Source organism: Hydrogenovibrio sp. JE_KL2, assembly GCF_009296185.1.
Taxonomy (GTDB): domain Bacteria; phylum Pseudomonadota; class Gammaproteobacteria; order Thiomicrospirales; family Thiomicrospiraceae; genus Hydrogenovibrio.
The window spans coordinates 359528-377500 of sequence record NZ_WBJR01000003.1; the positions used below are offsets into that span (position 1 = coordinate 359528).

At 43.4% G+C, this 17973-nt stretch carries 10 protein-coding genes, 2 tRNA genes and 2 rRNA genes (1 of these 14 running past the window's edge); 13 read left to right on the forward strand and 1 reads right to left on the reverse strand.

What is annotated here, in order from left to right; all coding sequences use genetic code 11:
• Nucleotides 1-9: 9 nt before the first annotated feature.
• From glf to F8R13_RS07720, 5 genes are read left to right on the forward strand one after another with little or no spacing between them, the layout of a single operon-like run.
• Nucleotides 10-1176 carry a UDP-galactopyranose mutase gene (gene glf / locus F8R13_RS07700; protein WP_152833225.1) on the forward strand — a complete coding sequence of 389 codons (1167 nt, stop codon included), beginning with the start codon at nucleotides 10-12 and terminating at the stop codon, nucleotides 1174-1176.
• Nucleotides 1173-1919, forward strand: a complete 747-nt coding sequence (locus F8R13_RS07705; protein ID WP_152833227.1) for a DUF4422 domain-containing protein — start codon at nucleotides 1173-1175, stop codon at nucleotides 1917-1919. The genes glf and F8R13_RS07705 overlap by 4 nt, the downstream gene beginning before the upstream one ends.
• Complete coding sequence (locus F8R13_RS07710; protein ID WP_152833229.1) at nucleotides 1920-2975, forward strand: glycosyltransferase; 1056 nt, start codon at nucleotides 1920-1922, stop codon at nucleotides 2973-2975.
• The gene (locus F8R13_RS11840) at nucleotides 2960-4252 is read left to right on the forward strand and encodes an O-antigen ligase family protein (RefSeq protein ID WP_152833231.1); all 1293 of its coding nucleotides are present in this window, start codon (nucleotides 2960-2962) and stop codon (nucleotides 4250-4252) included. Before F8R13_RS07710 ends, F8R13_RS11840 begins: the two co-directional genes overlap by 16 nt.
• Complete coding sequence (locus F8R13_RS07720) at nucleotides 4233-7010, forward strand: FAD-binding and (Fe-S)-binding domain-containing protein (protein ID WP_152833233.1); 2778 nt, start codon at nucleotides 4233-4235, stop codon at nucleotides 7008-7010. The genes F8R13_RS11840 and F8R13_RS07720 overlap by 20 nt, the downstream gene beginning before the upstream one ends.
• A 52-nt stretch (nucleotides 7011-7062) precedes the next feature.
• On the opposite strand, the gene F8R13_RS07725 is transcribed toward F8R13_RS07720, so the two are convergent.
• On the reverse strand, nucleotides 7063-7461 hold the full coding sequence (locus tag F8R13_RS07725) for a hypothetical protein (protein ID WP_152833235.1): 399 nt from the start codon (nucleotides 7459-7461) through the stop codon (nucleotides 7063-7065).
• Between the two features lie 115 nt (nucleotides 7462-7576).
• Between F8R13_RS07725 and F8R13_RS07730 the strand changes: the two genes are divergently transcribed.
• The 8 genes from F8R13_RS07730 to F8R13_RS07765 form a co-directional block, all read left to right on the forward strand.
• Nucleotides 7577-7945 carry a diacylglycerol kinase gene (locus tag F8R13_RS07730; protein WP_371414926.1) on the forward strand — a complete coding sequence of 123 codons (369 nt, stop codon included), beginning with the start codon at nucleotides 7577-7579 and terminating at the stop codon, nucleotides 7943-7945.
• On the forward strand, nucleotides 7942-8550 hold the full coding sequence (locus F8R13_RS07735) for a nucleoside triphosphate pyrophosphatase (protein ID WP_152833237.1): 609 nt from the start codon (nucleotides 7942-7944) through the stop codon (nucleotides 8548-8550). The genes F8R13_RS07730 and F8R13_RS07735 overlap by 4 nt, the downstream gene beginning before the upstream one ends.
• Before the next feature lie 18 nt (nucleotides 8551-8568).
• A complete protein-coding gene (gene rng / locus F8R13_RS07740; RefSeq protein ID WP_152833239.1) occupies nucleotides 8569-10041 on the forward strand; it encodes a ribonuclease G in 1473 nt (490 codons plus the stop codon).
• A gap of 47 nt (nucleotides 10042-10088) precedes the next feature.
• A complete protein-coding gene (locus F8R13_RS07745) occupies nucleotides 10089-13937 on the forward strand; it encodes a YhdP family protein (protein WP_152833242.1) in 3849 nt (1282 codons plus the stop codon).
• Between the two features lie 247 nt (nucleotides 13938-14184).
• Nucleotides 14185-15722, forward strand: a 16S ribosomal RNA gene (locus tag F8R13_RS07750).
• A gap of 72 nt (nucleotides 15723-15794) precedes the next feature.
• Nucleotides 15795-15871, forward strand: a tRNA-Ile gene (locus tag F8R13_RS07755).
• A 6-nt stretch (nucleotides 15872-15877) separates the two neighbouring features.
• Nucleotides 15878-15953 (forward strand) — tRNA-Ala (locus F8R13_RS07760).
• A gap of 446 nt (nucleotides 15954-16399) precedes the next feature.
• Nucleotides 16400-17973, forward strand: a 23S ribosomal RNA gene (locus F8R13_RS07765); it runs 1261 nt beyond the window's last position.
• The 16S and 23S rRNA genes sit together here with 2 tRNA genes alongside, the layout of an rRNA operon.

Below are 17973 nucleotides of genomic sequence, written 5' to 3' on the forward strand. Positions count from 1 at the left end.
AGTTAATATATGAAAAAAAATAATAGTAAAGACGTAGCAATTATTGGTGCGGGCTTCTCCGGCGGGGTTGTTGCGCATGTTCTAGCCGAAGCAGGTTTTAAGTGCAGTGTTTATGAAAAAAGATCTCATATAGGTGGAAACTGTTTTACTGAAAGAGATGTCCAAACAGGCGTCAACAAACACGTGTATGGCCCCCATATTTTTCATACTGATAATGAAAAAGTTTGGAATTTTATCAATCAATTCGCTGAATTTATGCCGTTCGTTAACAGGGTAAAAGCGATAGCAAAGGAACGTGTTTTTTCCCTTCCAATTAATTTGCTGACGATTAATCAATTTTTTAATAAAACCCTGTCGCCAGATCAGGCAAGAGAATTTATTCAGACTATTTCAGATCAAACAATTGATGAGCCCCAAAACTTTAGGGAGCAGGCGCTAAAGTTTGTAGGTAAAGAGTTGTACGAGTCATTTTTTGAAGGGTATACCATCAAACAATGGGGACTTCAGCCTGAAGAATTGCCTGCAAGTATTTTGAAACGATTGCCGCTTCGGTTTAATTATGATGACAATTATTTCAGTCACAAGTATCAGGGAATGCCAAAGAATGGCTATACTGAAATCTTTGAAAAACTTTTTGATCATGAAAATATTGAAGTTAAATTGTCTACCTCTTTTGATCGCGATAAAGCTTCAAGCTACAGTCACGTTTTCTATTCCGGTCCGATTGATCATTATTTTGATTATCAGTTTGGCTCACTCCCATATAGAACATTAGATTTTGAAGTTTTTTACCCCGATACGAATGATTATCAAGGTACAGCGGTCTTAAATTACTGCGATAAGGATGTTCCATTTACTCGTATCACTGAACATAAACATTTTTCACCATGGGAAAGTCATGAAAAGACGGTTTGTTACAGAGAATTTAGTCGAGAATGTTCTGAAGGTGATATTCCGTATTATCCGATTAGACTCGCATCTGAACAAACACAACTTTTAGAGTATATTTCGCTTGCAGAAAACGAAGATGGAGTTACATTTTTGGGGAGGCTTGGAACTTATCGGTATTTGGATATGGATGTCACAATACAGGAAGCTTTGGAGATAGCGGAAAAATTTTTAATGTGTTTTGAAACTGGAGAAAAGATGCCAGCATTGAGTGAAAAAACTAGATGAATCCTATTGTTTTAGTCGTTACTCATAAACCTGAGGTGATGTTAGCTACTTCCATAGCTACGCCGATTAATGTGAATCACAAGATTGATGTGCCTCCACATTGGCTTAGTGATAATGAAGGGGACAATATTGCTGAAAAAAATGCGAATTACTGCGAGTTAACAGCAATGTATTGGGCATGGAAGAATTTGCCAAAAGAATACACTCATGTTGGGTTATTTCACTATAGACGCATATTAAAAACACAACCTTCAATTAAAGATTATTGGGTTGCAAAATATTCTCTGGGTAATGAGAACCTAAATGATTATTTCAGCGATGATTCACTAGAGAATTTGTTGGCGCGATATGATCTTCTCTTACCGAAAGAAGAAAGTCAGCATATGTCGATTGCTAAACACTATAAATGTAGACATATCCCTGAAGATTGGGATGTGTTAATAAGTGTTTTGAGGGAAAAGCACCCAATAACGTTTGATGAAATTGATTCATATTTTAACCAGACTAAAAGCCAGTTTTGGGCAAATATGTTTGTTATGAAAAGAGATATTTTTGCACAGTACTGCGAGTGGCTTTTTGATATTTTGTTTGAAGTAGAAAAAAGAATACAGGTTAGTGCATACCCATATCAAGCAAGGGTTTTTGGTTTTATGGCGGAAAGGCTGATGAATATGTATTTTCAGGTTTTTGTTAAAGACTTAAAGGTCAAAAGGCTGCCTTGTGTTATGAAGAGGGATATTTAATTGAAAGTATTAATTGTCGCTAATGGCGTTGTTAGGGCTGGTGTATCAAGAGTTTTAAGCCTTTTGTCACAAGAGTGGGAAAAGGAGCATGATGTTTATTTGAGCATATTTAGAAATGCAGATCCAAGTTATCCTGTTGGAGGTGACTTTCTTTTAAAGGGGATTCCATTTAGAGGGATGATTTGGAGTCAAGTGTTTCATTTGTATAAGCTTTTGAAGAAGTACCCTTTTGATAGGATTTATGGTTTTTCAGAAGATGCAAATTATCCTCTTTCGATAGCGGCAAGATTGGCTGGTGTGCCAGATAAAGTGGTTTTGACCGTTCATAATCCGATACAGAAGATGTCAGCTAAAGTTCAAAAAAGAATTACACAGCATTATGGAAAGGTTGGCAGAGTGTTAGCCGTATCTGAAGGCGTTAGAGAAGGATTGATTTCACTAGGTCTACAGCAGGAAAAAGTCACCTTTGTCCCCAATCCAATTGACCTTTCTATGGTTGATGATGCCAAAAAATTGCCACCATCGATTGAATTGCCTAAAAATAAGATTAATGTCATGACGGTTGGTCGGCTTCATTCCCATAAGGGTTTTGACTTGCTCATTGAGGCATTTAAACGCATTGATAATAATGGTTACCATTTGTGGATCGTTGGAGGCGGAGATGAGAAAGAGGTCCTTGAACACCAAATACAGGCTCTTTCTTTACAAACTAACGTAACTTTGCTGGGTGAACAGGAGAACCCTTTTAATTTGTTGGCTCAGGCCGATTTTTATGTTATGTCGTCTCGGTTAGAGGGGTGGCCTCTAGTATTGATGGAAGCTATGTCAGTCGGACTCCCCGTCATTTCTTTCGATTGCCCTAATGGTCCTGATGAAATTATAGAAAATAATAAAAGTGGCATTTTAGTGTCCTGTGGCGATGTTGCGGCATTGTCCGAGAAAGTGGATTTGTTAGCGAAAAACTCTGCGTTACGAGATTCTCTTGGGTGGGGAGCTTTGTCAAGGATTGAAGATTTTGATGTGAAAAAGGTTGCGAAACAGTGGTTAGAAGTTTAACTTTCGAAAGTGCAACTCGTTCTTTATTTCTTTTGTTGACTCTGATAGTCACTTTTTTTATTGCATCCGCAACATTATTTAAACAAGTGGATGTTGTGTTTTATGCAATTATTTTATGGGGAATTTGGGGGTATTTTAAATTTTTTCCGAATAAAGTTCTTCCTAAAGAGCTGAGGGTTGAAGTCTATTTGATTTGGTCCGCTTTGCTCATTATTTTTCTTGGTTTGGTTGTGACAAAAAATTGGGAAAAGCTATTCGAGTTTAGGTTCCAAAGTTTTCGGGATACCATTTGGGTCTACTTTATAGCACTGCTATTTGTTAATTACCGTCTTAATGCACAAACAATCTGGAAAATAATTGTACTTTCGGGGCTCTACGCACTTTTATGTTCTCTATTGATTGTTGTTGAAGATCCCACTCGAGGAACGGGTCTTTTAGAGACACCAATTGCAAGAGGAAATCTAGGTATGCTATTTGGCATGCTGTCACTTTTAGCTGTTTTGGGATTGAAAGGCAAGAGGTGGAAGTTGTTGGCTTTAATTACGATGATTTCAGGAATCTTGTTAAGCTTGTTATCCGGATCTCGTGGTGGTTGGTTGACGATGTTACTTGTTTTTATGACGCTGGTTTTTTTGCTTCCTAAAATAGATCGAAAATTCAATTATATTATTTGGGGAATTGTCGCTGCTTTGGGTGTTGTATTGTATCTAATGTGGCATGAATTACCGGTTGAGAAAAGGATTCTACAAACCCTGAATAGTATTCAAGCGTATATGAATGGTAACGCACATACTTCACTTGGTTACCGTTTTGAAATGTGGAAGGCGGCTTATTGGGCATTTTTAGAAAAACCGCTCTTTGGTTGGGGGTTTGATAACTTTAATGTTTATTTTCAGAAATATTTGAATGAAGGATTGGTAGTAGGGAAACTGTGGGGGCACCCTCATAATGATTATATGCTGCTTCTCTCGGAAAAAGGTGTTTTAGGATTTGTTATTGTCCTTTCAGTCCTCCTTTACCCTTTTGTAGTCATGTTAAAGTATGCAAGAAAAGCCATTCAAACGAAGCAACTTGAGAAGTTATCGCTTGCATTAACTGGTATGGTATTAATTGAAGCATTAATGGAATTCATGCTTTCAGATCAGACAATTACCATGAAGTTTCAATACCATCTTTATGTTGTATTAATACTGATGATTATGTCGGCGCTATGGTTCTATGATACGGAATCTTCGAAGATCGAAGAAGAAATTAAAGATGAAACGAGATCGTCATAAAACCGTTACAGACGCTTCAGTTTACGAATTCCCGTTAAACCAATGGGTCACACCTCGTTCTCTGCCTGAGCTTGTCAAAACCTGCCGTGACGCCTTTTCCAATAAACAATCCGTTACGATGAGAGCTGGCGGAACATCGCTTGGCGGTCAGGCAATCGGCTCTGAAGTGTTGGTTGATGTCTCCAAGCATCTGACGCAAATTCTGGATTATCGCCCTGAGAGAAAAGAAGTTGTTGTCGAGCCCGGCGTCATTCAGGATGATTTGAATGCTTACGTAAAAGCCGATGGCCTTCGTTTTGCGCCAGACACCTCCACCTCCAATCGCGCGATGATTGGCGGCATGATTGGTAATAACTCCTGTGGTTCCTACTCGGTTTATTACGGCACGACCCGAGAACACGTCAAGTCTGTTGAAGTGATTCTGTCAGATGGTTCTGAAGTGATTTTTGAGGATTTGACCTCAGAAGAGTTGGCGCACAAGCAAACACTTGATACTTTGGAAGGGCATTTGTATCGCGGTGTGGTGTCTATGCTTGAAGAGCACGGCGACACAATTCTTGAAAACTTTCCCGATGCATCTATCAAACGTCGCAACACCGGCTATGCTTTGGATGAGTTGTATCGCCATCATCAGCCGTTTAACCCTCATGGCAAACCATTTAACTTAGCACCGCTTATCTGTGGCAGTGAGGGAACGCTTGCGGTTGTAAAATCTGCCAGGTTGGGGTTGGTGGATGCGCCGAAACATCGTCAATTGATTTGTGCGCATTACCATTCCGTGCGTGAGGCGATGCAGGTTGTGCCTGAGTTTTTACAATTTCACCCAGCAGCGATTGAGTTGATTGACCGCCCAACGCTTGAAGGAACTAAGGACAACAAGGCTTTGCAGCTGAACCGATTTTGGATACAAGATGACCCGGCGGCCGTTTTGGTGGTTGAGCTGTTTGATGATTGTTTGGATAGCTTGAACGCACGTTTAAGAATTTGCCAGGCATGGCTGGCTGAGAATGGTTCTTATGCCACGCCGATTATTGATGCGGCGGACAGCGACAAAGTATGGAGCATCCGCAAAGCTGGCCTTGGTTTACTGATGGGTAAGGTCACGCGCCAGAAGGCGGTTGCTGTCATTGAGGATGCGGCTGTGCCGGTTGCCAAGCTGCCGGATTATTATCATGATGTTGAGCAAATGATGGCAGAGCTGGGCGTTGGCTGTATTTACTATGGTCATGCTTCTGTCGGGTTGATTCATATTCGCCCGGAATTGGATTTGGCAACGGAAAAAGGGCGGCAGCTATTTGAAGAAATCGCCAAGCGTAACTCAAAACTGGTGAAGTCTTATCGTGGTGCGATTTCCGGTGAGCATGGCGATGGTCGAATCCGCGCGCCTTTTATCAAGGAGCAAGTCGGTGAAACCGTTTACCAGTGTTTGGTCGATTTAAAGCGATTGTTTGACCCGCAAAATTTATTGAACCCTGGTGTCATTATCGGCGATATGCCGATTACCGATAATTTGCGTGCCAACCGTCAGCCGAAAGAAAGGCTTGCGACGGGGTTTGATTGGTCCAAAGATTTATCGCTCATGGATGCTGTGGAAAAATGTAATGGCGCAGCGGCGTGTCGTAAATCGACCGGTACCATGTGCCCGTCCTATCAAGCCACCAGAGAAGAAAATTACTCTACGCGAGGGCGCAGTAATTTATTGCGTTACGCATTGACGGAACCAAACCCTCAGGCAGCGCTTTCAAGTGCCGAGCTGCAGGACGCTTTGGAAATGTGTCTGGGTTGCAAAGCCTGTCACTCCGAGTGTCCGGCCAATGTTGATATGGCGAGATTAAAGGCGGAAGTGCTTTATCAAACAGGCAAAATGAGTTTGTCTCGCTTGGCGTTGAAGTATTACGGCTTTTTGATGCGAATGGGGAGCATTTTCCCCAGTGTTTATAACCGAGTACAAAACTTGGTTTGGGTGAAGCGCTTGATGAATGTTGACAGCCGTAGAGCCTTACCTACACTTTCTAATCTGGAATTAAGTCGCTGGTGGCAAACGACGGATCGTACAACGAAAGACAGTCGCCAACGCGTTTGGCTTTTGTGTGACTTATACAGTCGCTATCAAGAATCGGAAGTGGGTCAAGCCGCAATTTTGACATTGCATAAGTTGGGGTGTGAGGTTCAGCCGATTTTTCTAGAGGCATCTCCAAGAGCTTTAATCAGCCAAGGCTTGCTGGATGACGCTCGTAAAGCTTTGCTAAACATCAGTCATCAGCTGTCAGCCGTTCAGGAAAATGATTGGGTTGTGGGTATCGAGCCTTCGGAGGTCTTGGTATGGCGCGATGAAGCTCAAGCCTTAATGAAGGCAGAGACCCCAACCTGGCAGATTTTATTGTTTGAGGAAGCGGTATTGAAGCTAGCCGAAAAAGGCGAACTGCCTTTCCAGACATTAACGCAGAAAGTGAAGGTGCATACCCATTGTCACCAGAAATCGTTGGCGAAAGAAGCGGATGTTGCAAAGGCATTAAGCCTGATTCCTGGTCTAGAAGTTGAACGCATTGCTTCAGGTTGTTGCGGCATGTCAGGTGAGTTTGGCTATCGTCATTATGATGTTTCAAAGAAAATTGCCGAGCAAACCTTGTTGCCGGCAGTTGAAGATGGCGATGCATTAATTGTGGCGACAGGCACCAGTTGTCGCCACCAACTAGAAGACTTTTCTACTAAGCAAGGGCTGCATTCAGCTCAGGTTTTTCTTAAAGCCTTGTCCTAGTGCAAGCCGCTAAAATCTGCCAGGTTGGGGTAAGAGGGGCGGGCAAAAGGTTTTAGGCGTAAAACTCAGCCAGCAAGGTTTTTAGTTTCTGCGTTATTTTCTCATTAGGCGTTAAGTTCGGTAGGCACCAAATTGGCTCCGGCCACGCTTCATCATTCGGCTTTCTGAAAACCAGATGAATATGGTAATAGGGAAGCTTATTGCCGATTTTGGCAACATTAAAATGCTCTGCCAGTCCTTTGTTTTTCAAATAGCCCGCCACGCGGTAAATCTCACCATAAAGCTTTGCAGCATAGTCGGTATCTGACAATTCGCGGTTCGGAATGAACTGCAACCATGGGATGTCTGTTTCCTCACACATCAAAGAATAAGTTTCGGTTTGATAGAGAAATTTATTTTCGTAAATCTTTTCCAGGTTTTCTGGTGAATGGTCTTGAATGATAATATCCATTTTGTCGGTCTTATTTTTTAAAGGTTTCTTCTAAATATTGCCTTTTATTGCAGGTAGAATAGAGGGCATTTGTCGAATATTACTGGCTCACTCTAAATTTGTAAAAGGATTCGTTGTGAAATCTCCCCACAAAGGAATTAAGCGTATTGTATATGCAGGGATGAACTCTATAAATGGTTTGGTGTCGACTTACAGAGAAGAAGAAGCTTTTCGTCAGGAAGTCTGGTTGTTTGTGGTGCTGACACCAATCGCCTTTTGGCTAGGAAAGACGGCGTGGGACATTGCGATACTGTTGGGGGTGTGGATTTTTGTCATGATTGTCGAGTTGTTGAACTCGTCATTGGAAACGGCGGTCGATCGAATTGGTCATGAATACAACGAGCTTTCGGGGCGAGCCAAGGATCAAGCTTCAGCTGCGGTATTGCTGAGTTTTGTGATTGCCATAGGCGTTTGGGTCGGTTTTTTGTTGGAAAGGTTTTTATGAGTTTAGGTGTCTCACAACAAAATAAATTGTTTTTGTCGTCCAGCTCGCCAAGAAGGCTTGAGTTGGTAAAACAGCTCAATCTGCATTGTGAAGTAGTCAATGCACCGGTAGAAGAAGTGGGGTTGCCGGGCGAGTCGGCAGAGTCTTATGCGCTTCGCATGGCGTTCGAGAAAGCCGATTCGGGTTACAACAAGTTGGCAGGTAATGATATTTGGGTAATCGGCGGCGATACCTTGATACTGTTTGAGGGCAAGGTGTTTGAAAAACCGAGAAATCAGCAAGATGCTTATCGAATGCTCAAGCAGTTATCCGGTCATTCGCATGAAGTGTTGTCATCTGTTGCCGTGATGCATGATGGCGCCACTTTCTCGGCATTGAACAAAACACGCGTGTTCTTTCGCACCTTAAGTGACGCAGAAATAGAAGCCTACTGGCGAACCGGTGAACCATGCGATAAGGCAGGTGCCTATGCGATCCAAGGTATAGCGGCAGGGTTTATCGAAAAAATCGAAGGCAGCTTCTCAGGTGTAATGGGGTTGCCGCTATTTGAATTACAGGAATTATTAAAAGAGTCCGGTTTTTATCAGCCGGTAAATGATATGTGAAGCGAAGTGTGAAGCATTATGTCGAATGAAGAAAAAATTTTGGTGAACGTCACCCCTTATGAAACCCGGGTTGCATGGGTGGAGAACGGGGTGCTACAAGAAGTCTGGATTGAACGAGCCAACAAAAAAGGGTTGGTCGGTAATATTTACATTGGCAAGGTCGACAGAGTTTTGCCTGGGATGCAAGCAGCGTTTGTTGACATCGGTTTGGAGCGTACGGCATTTTTGCATGTGTCGGATGTCTGTCCGAGCGCCGTTGGAAAAACGGTGGAGCCGGATTGCGAAGATATCACCAAGTTTCTTCATGCTGGACAGAAAGTGATGGTACAAGTCGTTAAAGATCCCATCAGTTCTAAGGGCGCTCGCTTGGCAATGAATGTGACCATTCCTTCGCGTATGTTGGTGTATATGCCGGGCGAAAAGATGGTGGGTGTTTCTCAGAAGATCGAAGATGCAGATGAGCGCGAACGCTTGAGAGAGTTGATTAAATCCATGCCGGAAACAACCGAATCGGAAGGTGGTTTTATCGTACGAACGGTTGCTGAAGGGGTTGACTTCCACGAGATGCGGGCAGATTTGATTTACTTGCAAAAGCTTTGGGGTGTGATTCAAGAAAAAGCGAAAAAGGTCAGAACCTCGGCGTTAATCTACGAAGATTTACCCTTGTATCTTCATTTGTTGCGAGACATCCCTAGTGACCGTATTGAAGAAATTCGAGTGGATTCTCTTGAAACCTTCAAGAAGATGAAAGACTTCGCGGAGTCTTATGTGATGGAATTATCAAATAAGCTCCATCGCTACCAAGGGGAACGCCCGATTTTTGATGTTTATAACATTGAAGAAGAAATTCAACAGGCGTTGGAAAAGCGTGTGAACCTAAAATCTGGTGGTTATTTGGTAATTGATCAGACTGAGGCTATGACAACGATTGACGTCAATACAGGTGGTTTTGTTGGGCATAAAAACTTAGAAGAAACCATTTTTAGAACCAACTTGGAAGCGACTCAAGCAATAGCACGGCAGCTACGATTACGAAACTTGGGTGGTATTATCATCCTTGATTTGATTGATATGGACGTCGAAGAGCATAAGAAGGTCGTGTATGCAGCACTGCAGAAAGAGTTGGCAAAAGACCGGGTGAAAACCTCCATGAGTGAGATTTCTTCACTCGGATTGATTGAAATGACGCGTAAACGTACCAGAGAAAGTTTGGAAAGAACGCTTTGTGAACCCTGCTTGGTTTGTCATGGGAGAGGGTCGGTCAAAACGCCTGAGACGATTTCCTTTGAGATATTCCGTGAAATTACACGGATGGCAAAGCAGTTTGATGCTGAAAAGTATCGAGTGATTGCCGCCGAGTCAGTGGTTTCTTATATCTTGGATGAAGCTTCTACAAGGGTAGCGGAGTTGGAAAGCTTCTTGGAGAAAAGCATCCGTTTTCAGGCTGAAAGCGGGTATTTTGTTGAGCAATTCGATGTTGTGATGTCTTAAGCAAACACGATGTTGACGTTTGAATTGAAGTTTTAGGTAAGGTTTCCATGCGTGATTGGTTTTATAGAATCTCTCTGATTGTTGTAGGGATTTTTGTTGCCTATTTACTTGTGATGAGAGCATTCATTACCTGGGTTCAATATGCGCCAGATACGGCGATTTCTTTTGTTGAAACCGTCACGCAATCACAAATTCATGTTGATTCTATTCAAGCCGATCAAAACTGGTTGGGGGCTGACTTTCAAATCAATGGTTTGAAATATGATGATGCCACCACTCATCTTGCCTTACAGAAGCTTTCCGGTGATGTGAATATTTTTGCTCCTTGGATTCCGCAGTTGAAGTATGGACACCACTTGGAGCTGAGTGGTTTGACCGTTTTGCTAAGTGGTGGAACCGACACAACCGTTAGTGATGTGAATTGGCAAAACTTCCCGGAGCATGTTAAACGTTGGCGTTTACAGAAACTGTGGAAATCTATCAAGGTAGACAATGCGCAATTGACCTTCAATCAAGCCAAACCCTTTACGGTTGATGTAAAGCTGTTTCAGTCATTTTTTGGGCTGAGGTGGTCTTTCGTCGGTTTGCTGGAGATAATGACAGGCCAAAAGGTCGCCAATGAAGTGCAGGTCAAGGGGGATTTTTCTACCAATCTATGGAATGTGCCCGAGGAAGGGGAAGGTTCCGTTTCTATCTTAAAACCGATCAGCTTGGATGATGTCTATCATTTTGCTTCTACAAAGGTTACAGCTAAGCTCCCTAAGGGCGAAATGGTTGGTGATATTAAGTTCCGACTTCAAGCCGGACGTCTAAAACGTTTAAGAACTTATTTGACGATACAAGACTTAAGTTGGCCTGCACATGATCGCTTATTACCAAAAAGTATTGGTGTCACCTTAAGATTGAGATCTAAGGCCGACTTTATTACCGGATCCTTCGTTGACTGGGTTTTTGAGCTCGAAAAATTGCGCTTTGATGATCAATATGTCCAGACGATTTCCCCCGTTTACTTCAGTTTGACTCAAAACCAGAACTTGTCGTTTTCAGCTGAAAAATTCAAACTCCATGAGATCAAGCCGTTGTTTGATGTGGTTTTGCATAGCATTGAGTACCAAGGTGTTGGTAAAGAATTGAAGTCTTTGGAGTTGAAACAATTGAGTGGTGTGTTCAATTTTAAAACGGCTTCTTTGTCAAAGCTTAGCTTTCAATTGCCGTCTATCAAACTTGAGCCTCAAGAAGGCATTCCCGGGTTAACGATTAGTCGCCTTAGTTTTAACAAAGATCATGGCAAGGTACAAATTCGAATTTTAGATCCGGTGGCATTGTTGTCCAAGTACATCAAGCCGGAGCCCATCAAGTTTACGTTTGCTAAACCTATTCAGTTGACCGTTGGTCAGAGAGGGGAAGGTCAATGGTCTTTAGATAAAGTCAACTTCACCATGGATGACATGCCCGCAACCCTGGTTGCTTCCAGCTTGCCAGAGGGAGGGGTGGATGCGACGGCAACGATTGTGCCTGGCACTGTCGAAAAAGTGAAAGCATACCTTCCGTACAGCATTATGTCCAAGCCATTGGAACATTGGTTGAAATCTGCACTCGTTAGTGGAGATGACGTTCATGGCATAGCTCACTTTAAGGGGAAGCTGGAGAATTTTCCATTTAAAAAATCTCCAGGTTTTTTTAAAGCCGAAGCTTTTGTTCAAAATACGGAGCTGAAATTCCAACCGGATTGGCCTTCAGTAAAAGACTTTGCGGCCAAGCTTGAGTTCACGCCGTATGATCTTAAGATCACATCCACTAAAGCAAAACTAATGGATGTGGATGCATCAAATGTCGAAGTGAATATCAATAACCTGGACAGTAAAAATATCGCGGTTGATATCTCCGGTAATGCCGATGCCGATGCGCAGGATGCGCTCAACTTTATAAATAATACGCCATTAACTGGAAAGTTGGGCCTCAAAGCGTTTCTTGATTCTCAATTGGTTGCGCAGGGTGCAGTACATGTTGGATTGAAAAAAATCTGGGTGCCGGTTTATGGATTTGGCAAAAAGTCTGAGGCAGTGAATGGTAGTGTTTCGTTGTCGGATGTGAATGCCAAATTGTTTGATGTGATTGATTTACAAAAACTGAACGGCAAACTCAACTTTACCGAGTCCAAAGTAGAGTCCGTTAAGCCTATTTCAGGGCAAGCGATGGGGGGTAATTTGACCCTTGATGTGCAAACCCAGAAAGAACGGGTTTTGCTTCAATCCCATGGTGATGCAGTGTTAAACAATCAGTACTTGCAAGGTCCGTTGCCATGGACGACGCAGGTTGTGATTCCGTTGAAAAAAACAGAACCTGTCAAAGTGGTTACAAACGCCAGTCTAGAAAAAGTGAAGAGTTTGTTGCCGAGTCCGATGGAAACCTTTGTTGCAACAGCAGATCATAAAAAGTCATGTCAATTAGATTTGACTGTTCAGAAACAAATGGTGAAGGTCAAAGGGATTGTCGCGGGCAATGCTAAATTCTATGCAGACTGGGATACTGATAAATCAACGCCTAAGAATTTGAGGCTGGTATTGGGCGGTAAGTCTGAAGGCTTTCCTGCGCCAATAAAGGGATATCGTGTACATGGAGAAGTCCCTTCTCTTGATGTAGATGGGTGGAATGACTTATTGTCGAATACCGCAAGGTCTACTAAGCCTTCGGATGTGGTTGTGTGGCAGGCATCTGACTTAAAGGTCAATAAGCTTGTTTTAGGCGGGCATGATTTTCACCACGTTAATATGAACTGGGATTCCGTTAAACGTCCGAGTCAAAAAGAAAAATTCCTCGCGTTCAATCTTAAAGCTGATGAAACGGCTTTGGTGATGACTAAATCCGACTCAGATGCCTTTAATGTTGACCTTACTTTTTTGAAATTAAAAACTAAAAAACAAAATGAAGGAAAAGATAAAAAAGTGGCTACGGATTTAGCGCCTATTGCTGATAAGTCTGGTGCTGAACCAAAGTGCGCAATTCACGAGAATCCGATTAACTTACCGAGGATTCATTTTACGGGGACAAATATTGAAGTAAATGATCGCTTGGTTTCAAAGTTAAGTTTTGATTTGTCGGATAGTGATAAAGAAATCGTATTGTCGAAGTTAAGTGCAGATTTCTCGAGATTACATACCGTGTTATCCGGGGAGTATCGTTTCGATAAGCAAGCAAACTTAAGTTCTTTGGATGGCAATATTCATGCCTCTAATGTCGAACAGTTATCCAATTTGTTAGGTGTCAAAAAAGGCTTTACTGGTAAAGATGGTCGATTAGCAATGAAAGTGACATGGGCGGGCGCCTATGACTGTTACTCACCAATTACGATAAAAGGCACGATAGACTTCTCGTTAAAAAATGGTGTCATTGTTAATGCGGAGCCTGGCATTGCAAGGGTGCTAGGATTGCTAAGTTTTGATTCACTAGCACGTCGGTTGAAGTTGGATGTGTCCGATGTTACGGATAAAGGGCTGGCTTATGACAGCATAAAAGGAAATGGTCAATTTAATAGAGGTGTGTTTGATTTAGAAAAGCTTGAACTTAAAGCACCTGCTGCTTCTGCTAATGTATTCGGGCAGATAAACCTGATTCAAAAAGATATGTCGCTTAAAGCGGACATTACACCTGCTATTGGTGAAAGCATTCCTGCGCTGGTCGCATTAAGTGGAGCGGCAAATCCACTTGCCGGTTTAGCCGCTTATGCCTTTTTAAAAGTGGTTCCGATGGTGAATGATGATTTGGTTACATACCGTTATGAAGTCTCAGGAACCTTCGATAAACCCGTTATTAAAGAAAAAGGGTTGAACTTGGATTTACTGAAGCTAAAAAGTAAGCCAACCAATAAAGAAGATCTAATCTTGGAAAGTCAATAAAAACAATGGCTTGAAGTTTCTTGGCGCCGGTTTATAGAAAAAAAATAACTTTTTTTATAAATTTGGGTTGCAAAACCAATAGGAATGTTTAAAATACGCATCTCTTTCGGACGACAAGCTAGTTTTTTGGGAGAGAGGCAAGGATCTTTATAAGATGTTTTTGCCGGACTTAGTTCTTTAAAAATCAGGTAATACAGAGATAATTTATGTGGGAGCTACTTAAGTGAGTAGTTGCTAAAAACATAAATATCTCGACAACTATGTATATGGTTAATTGTTGAATACTTAGGTATTTAATAATACATGACGGTAACAGAAGAAAGCTTGCTTTCTTGCTGACGAGTGGCGGACGGGTGAGTAATGTATGGGAATCTGCCCTCTAGTTGGGGACAACATATGGAAACGTATGCTAATACCGAATGTGATCTACGGATTAAAGGTGCCCTCTCCTTGGAAGGTATCGCTAGAGGATGAGCCCATATTAGATTAGCTAGTTGGTGGGGTAAAGGCCTACCAAGGCGACGATCTATAGCTGGTTTGAGAGGATGATCAGCCACACTGGGACTGAGACACGGCCCAGACTCCTACGGGAGGCAGCAGTGGGGAATATTGCACAATGAGGGAAACCTTGATGCAGCCATGCCGCGTGTGTGAAGAAGGCCCGAGGGTTGTAAAGCACTTTCAATTGTGAGGAAAGCTAAGTAGCTAATACCTGCTTAGTGTGACGTTAACTTTAGAAGAAGCACCGGCTAACTCTGTGCCAGCAGCCGCGGTAATACAGAGGGTGCAAGCGTTATTCGGAATTACTGGGCGTAAAGCGCGCGTAGGCGGACTGTTAAGTCGGTTGTGAAAGCCCTGGGCTCAACCTAGGAATTGCATCCGATACTGGCAGTCTAGAGTTTAAGAGAGGGAAGGGGAATTCCAGGTGTAGCAGTGAAATGCGTAGATATCTGGAGGAACATCAGTGGCGAAGGCGCCTTCCTGGCTTAAAACTGACGCTGAGGTGCGAAAGCGTGGGTAGCGAACGGGATTAGATACCCCGGTAGTCCACGCCGTAAACGATGTCAACTAGCTGTTGGCCTTATTAAAAAGGTTAGTAGCGAAGCTAACGCGATAAGTTGACCGCCTGGGGAGTACGGTCGCAAGATTAAAACTCAAAGGAATTGACGGGGGCCCGCACAAGCGGTGGAGCATGTGGTTTAATTCGATGCAACGCGAAGAACCTTACCATCCCTTGACATCCTGCGAACTTTCTAGAGATAGATTGGTGCCTTCGGGAACGCAGTGACAGGTGCTGCATGGCTGTCGTCAGCTCGTGTCGTGAGATGTTGGGTTAAGTCCCGCAACGAGCGCAACCCTTATCTTTAGTTGCTACCATTTAGTTGAGAACTCTAAAGAGACTGCCGGTGATAAACCGGAGGAAGGCGGGGACGACGTCAAGTCATCATGGCCCTTATGGGATGGGCTACACACGTGCTACAATGGGGGGTACAAAGAGCAGCTAGCTGGCGACAGTGCGCGAATCTCATAAAACCCTTCGTAGTCCGGATTGGAGTCTGCAACTCGACTCCATGAAGTCGGAATCGCTAGTAATCGTGAATCAGAATGTCACGGTGAATACGTTCCCGGGCCTTGTACACACCGCCCGTCACACCATGGGAGTGGGTTGCAAAAGAAGTAGGTAGTCTAACCTTCGGGAGGGCGCTTACCACTTTGTGATTCATGACTGGGGTGAAGTCGTAACAAGGTAGCCGTAGGGGAACCTGCGGCTGGATCACCTCCTTTAAGAAAAAAGTGACTACGAGCTTAGGCTGGCTTCCACATAAATTGTCTCTGTATTACTAGAAGAAAAGACCTGGGTCTGTAGCTCAGTTGGTTAGAGCGCACCCCTGATAAGGGTGAGGTCGGTGGTTCAAATCCACCCAGACCCACCATGACTTGGGGCTATAGCTCAGCTGGGAGAGCGCCTGCCTTGCACGCAGGAGGTCTGCGGTTCGATCCCGCATAGCTCCACCAATATTACAGTGAATAATGTCTGAGCGATTGTCAGAAATTATTAGCAGTGATATTGGTAACAATAAAACTGATGTTTTAAAAAAGTTCTTTAACAATTTGGATCAATCTCTGAAAAAGAGAAACCTATGACACCGACATGTCATAGGAGCACGAACCTGCTCCAACGGGTTCGTGCGTAGTAATAGTCATTGATTAAGAAGAAGCAATTCAACTTAATTAATGTACTAGGTAACAATGTCTTAATTGAGTCAATTTAGTTTTAGTGAAGATCGAAAGATCAACACTGAGTCTACTCAAGCGAAACATGTCAGCGAAAAACTTTTAGTTACTGCAATTCACTAGGCTTTGATTGTAGAAATTCTGGATTTTTAAATACTCTAGCAGGTGTTTAAAGAGTTGAAGGGATGGACACAACACAAAAGGTCAAGGTTATTTTTGAGTTGTATAGTTAAGTGACTAAGCGTATACGGTGGATGCCTAGGCGGTAGAAGGCGACGAAGGACGTAGTAACTTGCGATAAGCCACGGGGAGTTAGTAAACAAGCTTTGATCCGTGGATTTCCGAATGGGAAAACCCATCCTTTATGGATATCCCCTTGTGGGAGGCTAACCCGGAGAACTGAAACATCTAAGTACCCGGAGGAAAAGAAATCAACCGAGATTCCCTAAGTAGCGGCGAGCGAACGGGGACCAGCCCTAAAGCATTTATTAAGATAGCAGAACACTCTGGAAAGTGTGACGATACAAGGTGATAGTCCTGTATGCGAAATCTTATTAAGTGTTATTCGAGTAGGACGGAACACGTGAAATTCTGTCTGAATATGGGGGGACCACCCTCCAAGGCTAAATACTCTCTACCGACCGATAGTGAACCAGTACCGTGAGGGAAAGGCGAAAAGAACCCCGGAAGGGGAGTGAAATAGAACCTGAAACCGTATACGTACAAGCAGTGGGAGCACCTTCGTGGTGTGACCGCGTACCTTTTGTATAATGGGTCAGCGACTTACGTTATGTTGCAAGGTTAACTGAATAAGGGAGCCGAAGGGAAACCGAGTCTTAAATGGGCGACTAGTAGCATGGCGTAGACCCGAAACCGGGCGATCTATCCATGGCCAGGTTGAAGGTGCCGTAACAGGTACTGGAGGACCGAACCCACGTATGTTGAAAAATGCGGGGATGAGCTGTGGATCGGAGTGAAAGGCTAATCAAGCTCGGAGATAGCTGGTTCTCCTCGAAATCTATTTAGGTAGAGCCTCATGTATCACTCTTGGGGGTAGAGCACTGTTATGGTCTAGCGGGCCGTCAAGGCTTAGCAGCCCATTGCAAACTCCGAATACCAAGAAGTGCAATCATGGGAGACAGACTGCGGGTGCTAACGTCCGTAGTCAAGAGGGAAACAACCCAGACCGCCAGCTAAGGTCCCTAAACACTATTAAGTGGGAAAGGATGTGGGAAGGCTTAGACAGTCAGGAGGTTGGCTTAGAAGCAGCCACCCTTTAAAGAAAGCGTAATAGCTCACTGATCGAGTCGGCCTGCGCCGAAGATTTAACGGGGCTAAATAGTGTACCGAAGCTGCGGATGCCATTTATGGCATGGTAGAGGAGCGTCGTGTAAGCCTGCGAAGGGGTGTTGTAAAGCATCCTGGAGGTATCACGAGTGCGAATGCTGACATGAGTAGCGACAAAGGGAGTGAAAAGCTCCCTCGCCGAAAGACCAAGGGTTCCTACGCAACGTTAATCGACGTAGGGTTAGTCGACCCCTAAGGCGAGGCCGAAAGGCGTAGTCGATGGGAAACAGGTTAATATTCCTGTACTTTTTATTACTGCGATGGAGGGACGGAGAAGGCTAGGCAAGCTTGCTGATGGTTGCAAGTTCAAGCGTTTAGGTAGAGATCTTAGGCAAATCCGGGATCTTAATACTGAGGCGTGATGAGGAGTCCTATTTTGGACGAAGTTGTTGATGCCATGCTTCCAAGAAAAGCTTCTAAGCTTCAGGTAATAAAGAATCGTACCCCAAACCGA

Coding starts and splice junctions, on each gene's coding strand:
- F8R13_RS07720 (WP_152833233.1), top strand. CDS start 4,233: ATGAAACGAGATCGTCATAAAACCGTTACAGACGCTTCAGTTTACGAA.
- F8R13_RS07745 (WP_152833242.1), top strand. CDS start 10,089: ATGCGTGATTGGTTTTATAGAATCTCTCTGATTGTTGTAGGGATTTTT.
- glf (WP_152833225.1), top strand. CDS start 10: ATGAAAAAAAATAATAGTAAAGACGTAGCAATTATTGGTGCGGGCTTC.
- F8R13_RS07705 (WP_152833227.1), top strand. CDS start 1,173: ATGAATCCTATTGTTTTAGTCGTTACTCATAAACCTGAGGTGATGTTA.
- rng (WP_152833239.1), top strand. CDS start 8,569: ATGTCGAATGAAGAAAAAATTTTGGTGAACGTCACCCCTTATGAAACC.
- F8R13_RS07735 (WP_152833237.1), top strand. CDS start 7,942: ATGAGTTTAGGTGTCTCACAACAAAATAAATTGTTTTTGTCGTCCAGC.
- F8R13_RS07725 (WP_152833235.1), bottom strand. CDS start 7,461: ATGGATATTATCATTCAAGACCATTCACCAGAAAACCTGGAAAAGATT.